Origin of the sequence: Salinivibrio sp. HTSP (genome assembly GCF_003390965.1) — a bacterium.
Lineage (GTDB): Bacteria > Pseudomonadota > Gammaproteobacteria > Enterobacterales > Vibrionaceae > Salinivibrio > Salinivibrio kushneri.
In genome coordinates, this window is record NZ_PXUD01000055.1 from 1 (window position 1) to 17,489 (window position 17,489).

General features: G+C 51.3%; 17 protein-coding genes. 5 read left to right on the forward strand and 12 right to left on the reverse strand.

The window, feature by feature from the left end; all coding sequences use genetic code 11:
• Positions 1–184: 184 nt before the first annotated feature.
• The 4 genes from frsA to C7A19_RS11095 all read left to right on the forward strand — a co-directional run bounded on the left by frsA (position 185) and on the right by C7A19_RS11095 (position 4,486).
• Positions 185–1,438, forward strand: coding sequence for an esterase FrsA (gene frsA / locus C7A19_RS11080; protein ID WP_116644895.1), 1,254 nt, complete (start codon positions 185–187; stop codon positions 1,436–1,438).
• 130 nt (positions 1,439–1,568) lie between these two features.
• Positions 1,569–1,970 carry a sigma factor-binding protein Crl gene (gene crl / locus C7A19_RS11085; RefSeq protein WP_077456962.1) on the forward strand — a complete coding sequence of 134 codons (402 nt, stop codon included), beginning with the start codon at positions 1,569–1,571 and terminating at the stop codon, positions 1,968–1,970.
• A gap of 85 nt (positions 1,971–2,055) precedes the next feature.
• A complete protein-coding gene (gene proB, locus C7A19_RS11090; protein WP_069361132.1) occupies positions 2,056–3,210 on the forward strand; it encodes a glutamate 5-kinase in 1,155 nt (384 codons plus the stop codon).
• The gene (locus C7A19_RS11095; RefSeq protein WP_255566276.1) at positions 3,206–4,486 is read left to right on the forward strand and encodes a glutamate-5-semialdehyde dehydrogenase; all 1,281 of its coding nucleotides are present in this window, start codon (positions 3,206–3,208) and stop codon (positions 4,484–4,486) included. Before proB ends, C7A19_RS11095 begins: the two co-directional genes overlap by 5 nt.
• A gap of 71 nt (positions 4,487–4,557) precedes the next feature.
• On the opposite strand, the gene lipA is transcribed toward C7A19_RS11095, so the two are convergent.
• The 12 genes from lipA to leuS form a co-directional block, all read right to left on the reverse strand.
• A complete protein-coding gene (lipA, locus tag C7A19_RS11100; RefSeq protein WP_116644896.1) occupies positions 4,558–5,523 on the reverse strand; it encodes a lipoyl synthase in 966 nt (321 codons plus the stop codon).
• Positions 5,520–6,176, reverse strand: coding sequence for a lipoyl(octanoyl) transferase LipB (lipB, locus tag C7A19_RS11105; RefSeq protein WP_069361129.1), 657 nt, complete (start codon positions 6,174–6,176; stop codon positions 5,520–5,522). Before lipB ends, lipA begins: the two co-directional genes overlap by 4 nt.
• 78 nt (positions 6,177–6,254) lie before the next feature.
• The gene (ybeD, locus tag C7A19_RS11110) at positions 6,255–6,524 is read right to left on the reverse strand and encodes a DUF493 family protein YbeD (RefSeq protein ID WP_069361128.1); all 270 of its coding nucleotides are present in this window, start codon (positions 6,522–6,524) and stop codon (positions 6,255–6,257) included.
• A gap of 129 nt (positions 6,525–6,653) precedes the next feature.
• Entirely contained in the window at positions 6,654–7,826 is a 1,173-nt protein-coding gene (locus C7A19_RS11115; protein WP_046073867.1) for a serine hydrolase, read from the reverse strand.
• 91 nt (positions 7,827–7,917) lie between these two features.
• Entirely contained in the window at positions 7,918–8,739 is an 822-nt protein-coding gene (locus C7A19_RS11120; RefSeq protein ID WP_069361127.1) for a septal ring lytic transglycosylase RlpA family protein, read from the reverse strand.
• Between the two features lie 2 nt (positions 8,740–8,741).
• Positions 8,742–9,860: a rod shape-determining protein RodA gene (gene rodA, locus C7A19_RS11125; protein ID WP_069361126.1), complete on the reverse strand. Its 1,119-nt coding sequence runs from the start codon at positions 9,858–9,860 to the stop codon at positions 8,742–8,744.
• A complete protein-coding gene (mrdA, locus tag C7A19_RS11130; RefSeq protein ID WP_116644897.1) occupies positions 9,857–11,737 on the reverse strand; it encodes a penicillin-binding protein 2 in 1,881 nt (626 codons plus the stop codon). The genes rodA and mrdA overlap by 4 nt, the downstream gene beginning before the upstream one ends.
• A 6-nt stretch (positions 11,738–11,743) precedes the next feature.
• The gene (gene rlmH / locus C7A19_RS11135; RefSeq protein ID WP_069361124.1) at positions 11,744–12,214 is read right to left on the reverse strand and encodes a 23S rRNA (pseudouridine(1915)-N(3))-methyltransferase RlmH; all 471 of its coding nucleotides are present in this window, start codon (positions 12,212–12,214) and stop codon (positions 11,744–11,746) included.
• A 6-nt stretch (positions 12,215–12,220) separates the two neighbouring features.
• Positions 12,221–12,538 (reverse strand): ribosome silencing factor, encoded by a 318-nt coding sequence (gene rsfS, locus C7A19_RS11140; protein WP_046073734.1) that lies wholly within the window; start codon positions 12,536–12,538, stop codon positions 12,221–12,223.
• Between the two features lie 68 nt (positions 12,539–12,606).
• Positions 12,607–13,629: a DNA polymerase III subunit delta gene (holA, locus tag C7A19_RS11145; RefSeq protein WP_116644904.1), complete on the reverse strand. Its 1,023-nt coding sequence runs from the start codon at positions 13,627–13,629 to the stop codon at positions 12,607–12,609.
• Entirely contained in the window at positions 13,629–14,252 is a 624-nt protein-coding gene (gene lptE / locus C7A19_RS11150) for an LPS assembly lipoprotein LptE (protein WP_235614293.1), read from the reverse strand. Before lptE ends, holA begins: the two co-directional genes overlap by 1 nt.
• Positions 14,253–14,266: 14 nt before the next feature.
• A complete protein-coding gene (gene leuS, locus C7A19_RS11155) occupies positions 14,267–16,843 on the reverse strand; it encodes a leucine--tRNA ligase (protein ID WP_116644898.1) in 2,577 nt (858 codons plus the stop codon).
• A gap of 106 nt (positions 16,844–16,949) precedes the next feature.
• Here leuS and C7A19_RS11160 point away from each other — a divergent pair, with 106 nt between their 5' ends.
• Positions 16,950–17,435, forward strand: coding sequence for a zinc ribbon-containing protein (locus C7A19_RS11160; protein WP_069361121.1), 486 nt, complete (start codon positions 16,950–16,952; stop codon positions 17,433–17,435).
• The last annotated feature ends 54 nt before the right edge of the window (positions 17,436–17,489 follow it).

Sequence of the window (17,489 nt, forward strand, 5' to 3'; positions counted from 1 at the left end):
TCAAAAAGAACCCCGCCTAAAAAGGCGGGGTTCGTCAGCAATCTGACGCCGCGTGATCACGCGGCGTTTTTGGTTTCTGTGGCTGCGTTTGGACGGGTGTGGCTGATTAGTGCGGAAAATCATGGCCTTGATATGTGTATGGTTTAAACTAACAGCACGTTACATAAAAAGCCTAGGAGTGGGTGTGTCGGACAACGAATCACAAAACCTATCGGTCAAGCTGTTTGCTAAACACAAGCATGCCACCGAGACATCGACCCTGTTCGGGGCCGTCCAGCAAATCCAACAGTCAGATTACTCGGCATTTGATGGTGACAGTGAGTCGAGTTGGTATCGAATGCGCCGCCGTGGTCAATGGACATGGCAAGGGGTCGACCCATTGGAAATGGAAGCGATTTTTGCCCGCATCGCACACTCGGATAATTCACGTTCGGTCGATTCACTGCTTGATACGGTAGAAGGCTATCGCTCGGGAAACTGGAACTATGAATGGACCGCGGTTGGCATGCAGCATCAAAAAGCCGCCCAAGCCTTGATGGATGAGGGAAAAGCCAAACAAGCGGGAGAGCAATGGCTACAAGCTTGCACATATTTTGGTATTGCCGCTTACCCACACTTGAAAGGGGACAGCTTGGCGCTACAGTCGGAAACCTTGGCATTTAAGGCATTTGAAAGTGCGATTGCGCAATTGCCGTTCACAGTAAAAACGGTGGAGACGCGACTCGATGGAAAGTCACTGAAAGGGTACCTCTATTTACCCCGCACCGACGCCACTTTGCCGGTGGTTATCTTAAGCGGCAGCTTAGATAGCTTACAAACTGACTTGTGGCGCCTGTTCGTTGACTACTTTGCCCCCGCCGACATAGCGGTGTTAACCCTGGATATGCCGTCCGTTGGGCATAGCTGTCATTGGCATCTCAATGAAGATACCAGCCGTTTGCACACCGCGATGTTGGATAAATTGGTCGATGTACCCTGGGTGGATCATCACCGAGTGGGCACCATGGGGATTCGCTTTGGTGCTAACCCGGCAGTCAGAATGGCGTTTCTCGAGCCGCATCGGGTGAAAGCCAGTGCGTCACTGGGTGGCATTGTTCATGCGTTGCTGACAGACGCTTCCCTAATGAAAAAAATGCCATCTATGTACCTCGATACCCTGGGATCGCGCCTAGGGCGTCGCATTCCTATCGACACATTGAAAACCCGTTTACAGGCATGGTCATTAAAAAATCAAGGGCTACTCACCGGGCGGCGCACAGAGGTACCTATCCTTGCACTTAGCCTTAAAGATGATCCTGTTTGTCCGGAGTCAGACAATCAAATGATCGCCAGATACAGTCGCGGTGGCAAAGCCATGACTTTACCGAATACCCCGCTACATGATGGCTATCACCGCGCCTTGACTGAAACCGTTAAGTGGTTCGAGGATGTGCTTTAATCGAATGATGAGGGCACGGATAAAAATGAAGATGTGATCCACCGCTGAAAGCGAGATATTGTCGTTCACCTGATGGCTAAGCCCATGATATACCATGATCAAGGACGTCAAAGTGCCATTGGAGGACACGATGAGCGAGCAATTACCGCTTTCATATGGACGATTAAAAACACGTTTTACTGCATTGGGCCCTTACTTTCGCGAAGGAAAGTCAGACACTGAGCGCTACTTTTTCGATAGTCTATCTGTCTGTGTGGATGCTAAAAAAGATCCCGATGCACGTGAATTCTGGGGCTGGTGGTTAGAACTCACTCCGCACTCTGAAGGCTTTGAATATCGCTATGGCTTTGGTTTGTATGATAAAAAAGGGGATTGGGTCGCCAAGTCGATTCCGCGTGAAGCGCAAGCAGCAGTGGATAAAACCCTGACTCACTTTTATGACAAGTTGTGCGCCTTGCTAGAAGATGAATTAAACCTTGCTCTTTCACCAAGCCAAGCTCTGACTGAACCCGAACTGGCTTGCTCAGAGTAACCCGCCATTTGCCTGATCCCACCCCTTGTTAAATACACGAGGGATTGATAAAAGAGAGACATACGCTTTTGTGGATCAGGCAACCATGACAATTCAAGATGTATTCCAAGACGGTGACCTTGCGGCCAGCGTCTCTCCTCAAACGTTGGTGGTAAAACTCGGCACCAGTGTGTTAACGGGCGGCTCTGCGCGTTTAGACCAAGCACATATGGTCGAGCTGGTACGCCAATGCGCGCGTTTACGCCAGCAAGGTCACCAGGTGATCATTGTGTCATCCGCGGCGATTGCCGCAGGCAGAGAGCACCTCGGCTATCCGGTACTCGCTGACACCGTGGCTAACAAGCAAATGCTGGCCGCGGTGGGGCAGTGTCGTTTAATACAAACCTGGGAGCACCTGTTTGCTTTGTACGGCTTTCAAGTCGGTCAAATGTTGCTTACCCGGGCCGATCTAGAGCACCGAGAACGTTTTCTCAACGCCCGTGATATGCTTCAGGCCTTGCTGGATAATGGCATCATTCCGATTGTGAATGAGAACGATGCGGTCGCCACTTCTGAAATCAAAGTCGGTGATAACGATAACTTATCCGCATTGGTCGCGATTCTCGCGGATGCCGACAAACTCCTGCTGTTAACAGATCAACCCGGCTTGTTTACGGCCGATCCGCGTTCTAACCCCGATGCCGAGCTGATTCGTGAAGTCCATACCATTGATGAAACCTTACGCAAATTAGCAGGTGGCAGCGTAGGGGGCCTTGGCACCGGCGGGATGGCGACCAAGCTTCAAGCGGCTGATATTGGCCGTCGAGCGGGTGTTGAAGTGACCATTGCCGCGGGGAGTAAGCCTGAAGTGATTCAAAAAGTCATTGTTGGGGATAACGCTGGCACACGCTTTTTGCCTCTAGAAAGCCCGTTAGAGAGCCGTAAACGCTGGATCCTTGCCGGGCCCCCACCAGCGGGTGATATCGTCGTCGATGCAGGTGCGATTACCGCGGTGACGCAAAAAGGTAGCAGCTTATTGAGCAAAGGCATCGTTGCGGTGAAAGGGGCGTTCTCACGCGGCGAGGTGGTGCGTATTCTCTCAGTGGAGGGAAAATGCGTTGCGCGTGGTATTTGCCGCTATACCGCCAGTGATTTGCGCCGTATTGCTGGCGCGCATAGCCAGCAAATCACGGATATTCTTGGTTATGAATACGGGCCTGTCGCGATGCACCGTGATGACCTTGTGGTAGTAGACAATTAAAAAAGAGCAAGACGGGGACACAATGAGCTTACAAAACATGGGTAAAGCGGCCAAAGAGGCTGCACACCAACTGGCTGTGACATCCACGGCCATCAAAAACCAAGCACTCGCCATTATTGCCGATGAGCTTGATGCGCAGCAAACGGCGATCTTAGCCGCCAACCAAAGCGATCTCGCCGCCGCCCGTGAGGCAGACATGGATCCTGCGATGTTGGACCGCCTAACCCTGACCCCAGAACGTTTAACCAATATGGCCAGCGATGTGAGGCAAGTGATTGCGCTGGCTGATCCCGTCGGACAGATGCTTGATCATAAGCTGCTGGAAAACGGTATGTCCTTGTCAAAGCGCCGTGAACCGCTAGGGGTGATTGGAGTGATTTACGAGGCGCGCCCCAATGTCACCATTGATATCGCGGCGTTGTGCTTAAAAACGGGCAATGCCGCCATTTTGCGAGGCGGGAAAGAAACCTTTGCGACTAACCAGGTATTGGTAAAGGTTATTCAAGCAGGGTTAGAGAAAGCCGGTCTGCCACATGCCTCGGTGCAATATATTGAAAAACCGGATCGCGCGCTGGTCTCTGAGTTACTGACCCTTGATGAATATGTCGACATGATCATTCCACGTGGTGGGGCTGGACTACATAAAATGTGTAAACAAAACAGCACCATCCCTGTGATTATCGGGGGATTTGGCATTAGCCACTTGTATGTGGATCACAGTGCCGATCTTGATAGGGCCCCCGAGGTGATCCTCAATGCCAAGACAGATCGCCCCTCAGCCTGTAATGCCTTAGATACCTTACTGGTACACAAAGACGTCGCAGCACAACTATTTGCTCGTTTGACCCCTCTCTTTAATCAGCACGGTTTGCACATTGTTGCTGGTTCAAGCGCATTGCCTTATCTTGATGGCGTCGAGCAACTGCGTGAGGCGCAGACAGGGGACTTTGATAGCGAGTGGTTGGGGCCAACGCTTGGTGTGGTGGTGGTTGATAGTGTGGATGAAGCGCTCGCGCATATGCGCGCGCACAATGCCAGCCATTCCGATGCCATTTTGACCAACGACTTGCAGGCAGCTGAAACCTTTATTAATGGTGCTGGCTCGGCGGCAGTGTATGTCAACGCCTCAACGCGCTTCACTGATGGTGCGCAGTTTGGGCTTGGGGCAGAAGTGGCGGTTTCGACGCAAAAGCTGCATGCACGTGGCCCGATGGGGCTTGAGGAGCTGACTACCTATAAATGGGTGGGGCGTGCGGACTATTTATCACGTCACTGAGTACCCAAGATCATCGATAATAAAAAACCGCTAGTCTAGCTAGCGGTTTTTTGTCTCAACAGCTTGGGCGCTTATTTGATTTCCACGCCTTTCGCCTGTAGATCGGCATGGTAGGAAGAGCGAACAAACGGGCCGCATGCGGCATGCGTAAAGCCCAAATTGAGGGCAATCTCTTTCAGCTCGTCAAACTCTTCAGGTGGCACATAACGCTCAACCGGTAAGTGGTGGCGGCTCGGTGCCAAGTACTGGCCAAGCGTAAGCATAGTCACGCCGTGTGCACGCAAGTCTTTGAGAACCTCGATGATCTCTTCTTTGGTTTCACCCAAGCCCATCATCAAGCCTGACTTGGTGGGCACCTCAGGATGCATCTCTTTAAACTTTTTCAGCAGATCCAGTGACCACTGATAATTGGCACCAGGGCGGGCTTTGCGGTACAACCGCGGCGCAGTTTCCAGGTTGTGGTTGAACACATCGGGTGGATTGTTTTGCAAGATATCGAGTGCGCGATCCATACGGCCACGGAAGTCAGGCACCAATGTCTCAATTTGGATCTCTGGGTTGAGCGCGCGGATTTCACGGGTGCAATCGACAAAATGCTGGGCACCACCGTCACGCAAATCATCACGGTCAACTGAGGTGATCACCACATAGCGCAGTTTCATGTCTTTGATCGTTTGCGCTAGGTGTTTGGGTTCTTCGCTATCAGGGGCGACAGGACGACCATGGGCGACATCACAAAAAGGACAACGACGGGTACAAATGGCCCCGAGAATCATAAAGGTCGCCGTGCCGTGGCTGAAGCACTCGGCAAGGTTCGGACACGACGCTTCTTCACACACAGAGTGAAGGTTGTTTTTGCGCATCGCGTCTTTGATTTCTTTAATGCGTGCGGTTTCAGCCGGGAGCTTGATCTTCATCCAATCAGGCTTACGCAGCACTTCTTTTTGCTCGGTCGGCATATTTTTGACCGGGATAAGCGCCATTTTGTCGGCGTCGCGGTACTTAACACCGCGTTCCATCTGAATCGGTTTGCTCATAAATCGCTGCTTTCCGTTGTAAACTCAACCTCAGAATACATCAGCTGTTGAGTTAAAGTGTCTACCAGCACAGGTTGAACGTCCTCGAGCGTGACTTTGCCAACCTGATCGCTCAGTTGCGTCATGGCCATACCAGCGTAACCACATGGATTAATACGCTGAAACGGTGATAAGTCCATATTGATGTTGAGTGCCAGTCCATGGAATGAGCACCCGCGACGGATACGGAGCCCAAGAGAACATATTTTTGCATCGTTAACGTAAACACCGGGCGCATCTGGGCGAGCGTAAGCGTCAACGTGGAAGTGTGCTAATGTGCTCACCACAAGATCTTCAATATGGCTAACGAGCGCCCGCACACCGACTTTTTTACGTTTGAGGTTTATCAGGAAATAGGCGACGAGCTGGCCTGGCCCATGATAGGTCACCTGTCCGCCACGATCTGATTGTACGACTGGGATGTCGCCAGGGACCAATACATGCTCCGTTTTTCCCGCTTGTCCTTGGGTAAAAACCGGATCATGCTCAACCAGCCAGACTTCATCACGCGTGTCTTCGTCGCGACGATCGGTAAAGTCTCGCATCTGCTCCCAGACGCGTAGGTACGGTTGACGGCCAAGGTGCCTTACAACGAGTTGGTGCTGCAAACCCATTTCCCGTGTTGTTGTCAGTGGCGATATTATAGAGGCTGGCAGCGTGATTTAAAGCCGCCAGTCGTGTGGGTATTCGAATTAGAGAACCATGCGGACAATTTCAATCTCACCCAGCTCTTTATATAAGGTTTCTACTTGCTCAATAGATGTCGCCTTAATAGTAATAGAGACCGAGTGATAGTTGCCCTTGGCACTCGGTTTGACGGCTGGGCTGTAGTCGCCAGGCGCATGACGCTGGATCACGGTCAGCACATGATCGGGTAGCTCAGGTTTTGCCTGGCCCACCACCTTGTAGGTGAATTGGCAAGGAAACTCCAACAGATCTTTTAATTTCGGTTGCTCTTGCATGTTAACTCCCAACTGCAGGCTGATAGAGGCACGCGTTTGTGCGATTGATCACGATTAACGCGAAATACTAATCTGCCAAGCGCGAGAAAACAAGCCGCCCACCAAGTTGGTGGGCGGCACAGAGAGGGATTAACCGACGAGGTTTTTAAACATCATCACGATGTAATCTATTAAGCGACTAAAAAGCCCACCCTTTTCAACATCGTTTAGAGCGACAAGTGGGTATTCCGCTACATCCTCATCATCCACTTGATAGAAGAGTTTACCCACAACATCACCTTTACTGATCGGGGCTTCCAAGGTGTTGTCGAGCACAAAACTGGCTTTCAGATCTTGCGCCTTGCCACGGGGAAGCGTGACAAAGGTGTCTTCTGTCACGCCCAGCGCGACTTCGTCTGTATCACCCATCCAGACCTTCTCAGTCACAAAGGTTTCGTTGGCTTTGTGAGGCGCGACGGTTTCAAAGAAGCGGAAACCATAGTTGAGTAGTTTCTTGCTCTCTGCTTTGCGGGCATTGGCGCTCTTGGTGCCCATGACCACCGAGATAAGACGCATGTCTCCCTCGGTGGCAGAGGTGACAAGGTTATAGCCGGCACCGTCAGTGTGGCCGGTTTTAATACCATCGACGTTGAGGCTCTTGTCCCACAGCAAACCATTACGGTTGTATTGCGTGATGCCGTTATAGGTGAAGGCTTTCTCTTTATAAATACGGTATTCCGCCGGTACATCACGAATAAGGGCTTGGCCGAGTAGCGCCATATCGTACGGCGTGGTGTAAAGATCTTTGGAGTCCAAACCGTGAACATTAGAAAAGTGAGAGCTGTCCATGCCCAGGGTTTCACCCCAGCGGTTCATCAGATCGACAAAGGCGTCTTCTGAGCCGGCAACATGTTCAGCCATCGCCACACAGGCATCGTTGCCTGACTGGATAATAATGCCACGATTGAGATCTGCCGCTTTGACCGTGGTGCCGACTTCGATAAACATCTTCGAAGAGCCGGGGAAGTTTTTGGCCCACGCATTCTCACTAATGACAACGTCATCATCCATCGAGATATTGCCACGCTCAACTTCCTGACCAATCACGTAACTGGTCATCATTTTGGTCAAACTCGCAGGATTAAGGCGTTGATAGGCGTTATTTTCCGCCAGCACCTCGCCAGAATGATAATCCATCAATACATAGCCTTTGGCGGCAATTTGCGGCGCATCAGGCACAACAGCAGGCGCGGCTTGAGCAGTCGCAGAGGCGAACAGGGCTGCAGAAAGCAGTGTACGCATGCGGAAAACGGTTTTATTCATCATTGTTAGTACTTATGTCGGTTATCGATGTCGATACTGTGCCCTCACTATACCAAATTGCGGATAGAGGGACAGGCTCGATTTCTTTAACTTATTGATTGTTTGTTTTAGCACCTGTGACAGATGTGTCACCATTCACAAGTGCTTCGGTAACGATAAATGCCCCTGGCAACTGATGCTGCTTTGCCGTGCGCATCGCTTGCTGTGCTTGGTCTCTATCGTAAAAAGGTCCAAAGCGAACACGATACACGGTATCACGGCGGGCGATATGTGTCGGTAGACCATGGGCCTTCGCCAATTGTTCCGCTTTTTGATTGGCTTTAAGGCCATCAGATAGCGCGGCGAGTTGTACATAATAAGCATGATGGCGCGCGGAGTGCCACTCGTCATCCGCAGGCTTACTCGGTGAGAGTAGACGCAGTGATACGGGCGCTGTGCCTGTTTTTAATACATCTAGTTTTTTGGCGGCAGCGTAGCTTAGGTCTATCAAGCGTTGATTGTGAAAGGGGCCGCGATCATTGACGCGCACAATGGCTTTTTTACCATTATTTTGGTTGGTTACTTCTACGTAACTGGGCAGGGGAAGGGTTTTGTGCGCGGCTGACATAGAGTACATATCGTACACTTCGCCATTAGAGGTGCGATGGCCATGAAATTTTTCCCCATACCATGAAGCAATGCCCGCCTCTTGGTAGCCTTTTGGATCGCGTAAAATTTGATAGCGCTGACCCTTTAACGTGTAATCTTTGTTACCCGCGAGGCTGTAGGGCTCATATCTGGGTTGCGCGTTTTCTGCGTGAATAACCGGTGGCACCGTCTCGGGTGCTTTATCACTGTGCATGTCGTAGCGGCCTTGCTGGCTGCTGCATGCACTTAATAAGACGATAGCGCTAGAAACGATAATAGCTCGCATGTTTATGCCCTGGATAACATTTTACGATGAGTGTGAATAGACATCAGAATGCCAAAACCGGCCATCAGTGTGACCATCGAGGTGCCGCCATAACTGATAAGTGGTAAGGGTACCCCAACCACAGGAAGAATGCCGCTGACCATGCCAATATTGACAAAAACATAAACAAAAAAGCTTAACACGATGCTGCCAGCCATCATCCGGCCAAACGCCGTTTGGGCACGGCTGGCGAGCATTAGCCCGCGGCCAATCAAAAAGAGGTACAGGGCCAGCAGTACACAGACACCGATCAACCCCCATTCTTCAGCGATAACGGCGAAAATAAAGTCAGTGTGTCGCTCAGGGAGAAACTCCAATTGGGACTGTGTCCCTTGCAGCCAGCCTTTGCCGCTTAAGCCACCAGAGCCAATGGCAATTTTAGATTGAATGATGTGATAGCCTGCGCCCAAGGGATCGGATTCTGGGTTAAACAAGGTCAGCACGCGGGTACGCTGATAATCATGCATTAGGAAAAACCAGAGTACAGGGACAAAACTGGCGAGCGCGACGACGGCAGCAATAATAATTTTCCAACTGATCCCGGCCAAAAACAGTACAAACACCCCAGAGGCGGCAATCAGTATGGATGTGCCTAAATCGGGTTGCTTAGCAATCATAATGGTGGGGACAAACAGTAACACCAGAGCGATGAGTAAGTGGGTGAATTTGGGAGGAAGCGGATCTTTGCCAATATAGCGGGCCAGCATGAGCGGTACCGCAAGTTTTATGATTTCTGATGGCTGGAAGGTCACCACCCCGAGATCGAGCCAGCGCTGAGCACCCTTTGCGGTTTCGCCAACCAATAGCACGGCGGCTAGTAAGACCACGCCCACGGCATACAAATAGGGCGCCCAGAACTCATAGTGGCGAGGTGGTACTTGGGCGAGGGCAAACATGACCGCGAGCGCCAACAGCATGCGGATCGCCTGTCGTTCCATCATCACCATGCTTTGACCACTGGCGCTATACATCACCACAAGGCCGAAGCCCATCAGTAACAAAATGCCAACCAGCATCGGCAGGTCGAGGTGTAAGCGATCGAACAAAGAGCGTTTCGCGCTAACTTGGGCAAGTGAACTCATTGTTTGGCCTCGTTTGTCTCTTTGTCTTCTAACAAAATATGGTCGAAGATGCGACGGGCAATAGGGCCGCCGTTGCTCGAGCCTCCGCCTGCGTTTTCCAGTACCATAGAGACAGCGACTTCTGGATCTTCAAAGGGCGCAAAGCCCATGAAAAGTGCGTGATCGCGTAGATGTTCAGCAATTTCATCCGCGTTGTATTCTTCGTCTTCACCCAGCCCAAATACCTGAGCGGTCCCTGATTTTCCGCCAGACAAATACTCTGCAGAACGGAATGAACGACGCGCCGTTCCTTTGCGGCCGTGGTTAACCAGTTGCATACCTTTAAGGCCGACATCCCAATATTTATCGTCGACCCCTTTAATCGGTGGAAATGGCTCGGCGTCGGGTTTGTGGGTGCCATGTTCATCGCGCGTTTTGTTTAATAGTTTGGGTGCTTTGACGTCGCCACGGTTGAGTAGCACGGTCAAGGCTTTGACGATTTGCATCGGGGTGGCGGTCCAATAACCTTGCCCAATCCCGACGGGAATGGTGTCACCTTTATACCAGGGTTGGCGGTAGCGACTCATTTTCCATTCGCGGTTAGGCATATTAGCGCTACTTTCTTCTTGAATGTCTATACCCGTGTATTGGCCAAAGCCAAATTTTTCCATCCACATAGAGAGTTTATCGATCCCCATGTCATAAGCTATTTGATAGAAGAAGGTGTCCACCGACTCTTCAATCGACTGGACGATATTTACGCGGCCATGTCCCCATGGACGCCAATCGCGGAAGGGGCGCGTATCCGAGTTGGGGATCCGCCAATAACCCGGGTCGTTACGCGTGGTCTTGGTGGTGACCACGCCTTCTTCGAGCGCGGCAACGGCAATGAAAGGCTTCACCGTCGAGGCGGGGGGATAAATACCGAGAGTGGCGCGATTGACCAAGGGACGATCTTTATCATTGAGCAGCTGCCGGTATTGCTTGCCAGAGATGCCATGGACAAATAAGTTAGGGTCATAGCTTGGGGTAGAGACCATCGCCAGTACGCCTGAGGTGTCAGGATCAACCACCACCACCGCGCCTCGTCGGTCACCAAGGATCCCACGCACATAGAGCTGCAGATCAATATCGAGGTTGAGGATAAGGTCTTTGCCTGGTTGCGGGGGCACATATTTAAGCGTGCGTATCACGCGGCCACGGCTGTTCACCTCAACTTCTTGGTAGCCGGCTTTACCATGCAGCGTTGACTCGTAGTATTTCTCGATCCCCAGCTTGCCGATGTCTCGGGTTGCTTTGTAGTTGTTCAGCACCCCTTTTTGTCTTAGCTTGGCAATATCGCGATCATTGATTTTGGCGACATAGCCGAGCACATGGGTCAGTGCATCGCCGTAAGGGTAATGGCGTTTTAAGTAGGCTTTTATTTCCACCCCAGAAAACTGATGCTGGTGCGCGGAAAAAATCGCGACTTCTTTATCGGTGAGCTGAGTTTTTAGTGCGACGGCATTAAACCGTCGCGAGCGGCGACGCTCTTTTTGAAAGCGGGCAATGTCTTTGTCGGTCAATGAAAGTAAGTCTTTTAGCTGGGCGAGGGTTGCCGGCATATCATCGACTTGCTCAGGGGTCACTTCTAGGTGATAAACGGGACGATTTTCCGCTAGTAACTTTCCATTGCGATCATAAATAAGGCCACGGTTAGGGGCGACGGGAACGACCTTGATACGGTTATCGTTCGAGCGGGTTTGGTAGTCTTGGTGCTCGGTCACCTGAATATGATAAAGGTTAGTCAGCAGCACCCCGACCAACGCCATAATACCGACAAAGCAGACGATAGCGCGACGCACAAACAAGGCCGCCTCGGCGCTGTGGTCTCGTATTTCAACTCGTTGGCGCTTCATCTCAACTTATTCTCGATGGTACGGATGATTGGTGGTGACACTCCACGCGCGGTAAAGGCTCTCTGCCATGATAACCCGAACTAATGGGTGAGGCAGAGTCAGTGGTGACAGCGACCAGCTTTGCTCCGCAGCAGCCTTACACTGTGGCGCAAGCCCCTCTGGCCCACCGATCAAAATAGCGACATCGCGGCCATCAAGTTTCCACTTTTCCAACTGATTAGCCAATTGTGGTGTGTCCCAAGGCTTGCCGGGAATATCGAGTGTCACAATGCGACTACCCCGGCTGACGGCCGCCAACATGGCGTCCCCTTCTTTTTGCAAGATGCGGGCGATATCGGCATTTTTGCTGCGCTTGCCAGCAGGGACCTCTATTAGCTCGAGTGGCATGTCTTTTGGAAAGCGGCGTTGATACTCTTCAAAGCCTTGCTCTACCCATTTGGGCATTTTATTGCCGACCGCAATCAGTTGGATTTTCATGATGGTTTAGTTCCAGAGCTTTTCCAATTGATAGAGTTGGCGTTGCTCCTCTTGCATGACGTGCACCATGACGTCACCTAAATCGACGACCACCCATTCGCTGTCATCTTGGCCTTCCGTGCCGAGCGAGTCGATATCCACTGCTTGGGCTTGTTCACACACATGCTCGGCAATAGAGGCGACATGACGGCGAGAGTTGCCGGTACACAGCACTAAAAAGTCGGTAATGCATGATTTGTCGCGGACATCCAGGGTCACAATATCGCTGGCTTTTAACTCATCGACCTTATCGGTCACAAACTGTTTTAACTCGTTCGCTTGCAAAGAAAACCTCTGTGTTTTGCTCTTGGTTTTATCTAGGCAGTATACCACTTGCTACCGCTTTGGACACGCTAGGGCGTGAGTGGTTCGGACGCTTGGGTCATGAGTGCACAAAAATACTGCAGATCCGGCCAAGGATCGCTACCAAAGTCCGTTTTTAGCCTGATTTCTATCTGCGCCAAGCGGCGTAGCAGTGTGGTTAACCGGGCTTTATTGAGTCGATTGAGAGCGGCTGTGAGCATGGGACGACGGGTTTGCCACACACGGAACTGATCAAAGATGGCATTCAACGGCCTGCCTTTTTGTCCTTGCTCTTGAATGGTGTACAGCTGCTTAAGCTCTTTTTGAATCAGTCGCAACAGAAGTGTTGGCTCTTCCCCTTCAGCGCGAAGCTGGTCGAGTATCCGCTGCGCGCGTTGTGCCTTACCGGCTAGCAGCGCATCGGTGAGCTGGAAGGGGGTAAAGTGATGATGGCGTGACAGCGAACTTTCAATACGAGGCAAGGTGAGTGCACCATCGGGATAAAGTAGCTGCAAGATATGCAGACTTTGCACTAAGGCGAGGAGGTTTCCTTCATGCCATTGTGCTAATAGCTGTAGCGCAGGTTGATCAGGCTTTAGTCCCAAGTGACGACAGCGTTGCTCAATAAAGCGTGGTAAGTGACGAGCTTCCGGGGTGTTACACACCACGTATAAGCCGTGTTGGGCGAGCGCTAAAAACCATTTGGCGCTTTCTTGCTTTTTGTTGAGCCTTTCCCCTTGCACCAATAAAAGGATATCAGGATGCAGATAAGCGGCCAGCTCAGTAAGCTGCTTGGCTTGCGTGCTGGTGAGGCCATTGTCAGGGCAGGTAAGTTCAATAATTTGCCGAGACGCAAACAAGCTAAGTGCTTGACAGCAATCGATGACTTCTTGCCAATCTAGCTGACCATCAATGACAAATTTATGATGCTCTTCAAAACCTTGGGCGCGTGCCGCGTGTGCAATGGCATCGCGTGCTTCGAGTTTAAGTAATGGGTCGGAGCCGAAAACCAAATAAGTTTGGCGCAGCGGTTGGTTGAGCTGCTGCGCCAATTGGTCGGGATAGGTTCTCATCATTGCGCGGTGTTCGTCTCGGTTTGTCGCGTTTCAATGATAACATCAGGCTTAGTCGGTGTTTCACCTTGCTCGAGTGTCTCCATTGCCGCTTGTTCGGCCTGTTGGCGCTCAAACTCGGCGATATCGCCTTTTAATTGGGAAAGCTGACGCATAATTTGCCGAGTGGCTTCTGTACGCATCTCCGCGACTAACTTATCTTCCTCTACAGACTTTGCCAACGCTGTCAGTGGGTTATCAAGGAAGTTACGACTCAAGGTGGTGTTATAGGTATAACTGCCTTTATCGGGTACGGTGACGCGATAACGGGCGACATAGCGAAATTCTTTCTCCGCCACACGGCTGTTTTGATAAAGCGATAGCGTTTGTTCGCTATTGCTTTCCCCGAGCAAGTGGATATTAGCCACCTCCTTGGAAGGGGAGACGAGATCGACCTTGTGTTGACGCAAGGCATTTCGCATTTGTCGGGTTAACTCGCCATAAGGGTCAAAGCTGGTCAATGAGACCTTATCCACTTCATCGGGCAGATTGTAGCTGCCGCGCAAGGCAAACCCGCAAGACGCGATGGTCAAACAGACCATCGCGACAAGCAGGGAGCGAAGCATTGTCTTAAACAGATTCACTCCATCGCTCCTTGTTAGTTGGCAACAATGTTAACCAGCTTGCCAGGCACGTAAATCACCTTGCGCACGGTTTTGTCTTCGGTAAATTTCACCACGTTTTCATCTGCCATCGCTTGCGCTTCTACGGCCTCTTTCTCCGCATCTGCAGCGACGGTGATCTTGGCGCGCAGTTTACCGTTGACTTGGACGATAATCAGTTTCTCATCCTCAACCATGGCTGCTTCGTCGGCCTGTGGCCACGTCGCGTCATCAATGTGGGTCTCACCGAGTGCCTGCCACATGCTAAAGCAGATATGCGGGGTGATCGGATAAAGCATGAGCACCACAGCTTTGAGGGCTTCATCAAGTACCGCACGGTCTTGCTCGCTTTGTTGTGGCGCTTTCACCAATCGGTTCATCAGCTCCATAATCGCCGCGATAGCGGTGTTAAAGGTCTGACGGCGTCCCATGTCATCACTGACTTTGGCAATGGCTTTATGCACCTCGCGGCGTAGCGCTTTTTGCTCATTGTTGAGCGCGCTCGCATCCAATGCCGCGACAGGCCCTTGTTGACTGTGCTCATAAACCAGTTTCCACACGCGACGCAAGAAGCGGTGTGACCCCTCAACCCCTGATTCTTTCCACTCTAGGGTCATATCAGCAGGTGCGGCGAACATCATGAACAGGCGTACCGTGTCGGCGCCGTATTTTTCCACCATTAATTGTGGGTCAATGCCGTTGTTTTTCGACTTCGACATCTTGGTCATGCCCGCATGGACCACGGCATTGCCTTGGCGGTCTACCGCATCAACAATTTGCCCTTTACTGTCACGTTCGACGGTCACTTCGGTTGGTGATACCCACACGCGCACGCCTTTGTCATCGGTATAGTAGAAGGCATCAGCCAGTACCATGCCTTGACACAGTAGTTGCTTAAACGGCTCATCACTATCAACCATATTTTCATCACGCAACAACTTGTGGAAGAAGCGCGAGTAGAGAAGGTGCATACAAGCGTGCTCAATGCCGCCGATATACTGATCCACAGGCAGCCAGTAGTTGGCAGCACTTGGGTCGAGCATTTGATCGGCCTGCGGCGAGCAATAGCGTGCATAATACCAAGACGATTCCATAAAGGTATCGAAGGTATCGGTTTCACGCAGTGCAGGCTTGCCTTGGTATTGGGTTTGTGCCCACTGTTTGTCTGCTTTTATCGGGCTTTGTACCCCGTCCATCACCACATCTTCTGGCAGGATCACGGGCAGTTCATCCGTCGGAACAGGTACCACTTCCCCGTCTTCGCTGTTCAGCATGGGGATAGGCGCGCCCCAATAGCGTTGGCGTGACACGCCCCAGTCACGAAGACGGAAGTTAACGGTTTTCTTGCCTTTGCCCAACGACTCGAGCTTGGCGGCAATCGCATCAAACGCGGCATCAAAGTCCAAACCATCAAATTCACCCGAGTTAAACAGCTTGCCTGTTTCTGTATAGGCTTGCTCGGACAAATCAGGCGCATGGCCGTTTTCATCCAGGATCACCGGCTCAATATCGAGGCCGTAGTTACTGGCAAATTCAAAATCGCGTTGGTCGTGGGCAGGCACGGCCATGACCGCGCCCGTTCCATAGTCCATCAGTACAAAGTTGGCGACAAAGATAGGTACGCGGCGGCCGTTTAATGGGTGCGTGGCGTACAAGCCCGTCGCCATGCCTTTTTTCTCCATGGTGGCAAGCTCGGCTTCCGCTACCTTGGTGTTACGGCATTCTTGGACAAATTCAGCCAAGGCTGGGTTGTTTTTGGCCGCGGCATCGGCCAGTGGGTGGCCAGCCGCAATACCGACATAGGTCACACCCATCAAGGTGTCGGGACGGGTAGTGTACACATCCAGAGCAGGGTGCTCACCTTCCACGTCAAAGGTCAGCTCCACCCCTTCTGAGCGGCCAATCCAGTTGCGTTGCATGGTTTTGACCATTTCTGGCCAACCATCCAGTTTGTCGATATCTTGCAGCAGCTCTTCTGCATAATCGGTGATTTTGATAAACCACTGTGGAATTTCTTTTTGCTCGACAGGGGTGTCACAACGCCAGCAGCATCCTTCGTGCACCTGCTCGTTCGCTAACACGGTTTGGTCATTCGGACACCAGTTGACCGAGGAAGTCTTTTTGTAGACCAAGCCTTTGTTGTACAGCGTGGTGAAGAACTCTTGCTCCCAGCGGTAGTAATCTGGGCTACAAGTGGCGATTTCACGATCCCAATCGTAACCGAAGCCCAGCATTTTCAGCTGGCCTTTCATGTAATCAATGTTTTCGTAAGTCCAAGGTGCGGGGGCGGTTTTGTTCTTGATAGCGGCCCCTTCGGCTGGCAAACCAAATGCATCCCAACCAATAGGTTGCATCACATTTTTGCCTTGCAGGCGCTGATAACGCGAGATCACATCACCGATGGTATAATTACGGACATGCCCCATGTGAAGTCGACCACTGGGGTAAGGGAACATAGAAAGACAGTAAAACTTTTCTTTGTTAGGGTCTTCATGAGCCACAAAGGTTTTATTGTCATCCCAATGGGCTTGAACTTTTTGTTCAATATCTTGCGGGCTATATTGTTCTTGCATCGATGGCTTCCGAGATTCTGTGAGAAAGGTAAAACCTGAAAGAGAAATATCGTCATAGAATAACGAAAGGCAGAGACCGCAACAACACTTGAATCAGGACGGAACCATGAATAAAGAGAAAGAACCGCAACAAAGTATCATTGAGCGGGTAAAAGAGGCACTGGAAAACAGTCCAGAGGCTTTGTCTCGCTGGGTCGAGTTGTCTGATCAATACCTCAAAGCAGCCGCGGATCTAACCAAAGATGAGTGGGCGCTGATTGAGGCGTACTTCAAGCGGGATGTGAAAGCCTTTGGTGAGCAGTATGACAAATCTCAAACCGAAGAAATGGACAGTCAGGTGTTTAACGACCTGATTGCCAACTCGATTTGGGAACAACTGGCAGAAATCACTGATCGTACGCAGCTAGAGTGGCGTGAAGTATTCGATGACCTTCAGCATCATGGTGTGTATGAAGCGGGTGAAATTGTGGGGCTGGGTGTATTGCAATGTGAGCAGTGCCAACACCAGTCACGCCATAGCCGAGTGGATGTGATTGCCCCTTGCAGCAAGTGTGGCCATCGATACTTTTCTCGCCGCCCTTATCCGGTGTAAGCCAAGCGCGGGGCTTGGCTTAGCCGAGGAGATCAACAAACCAAGGGCGAGGAT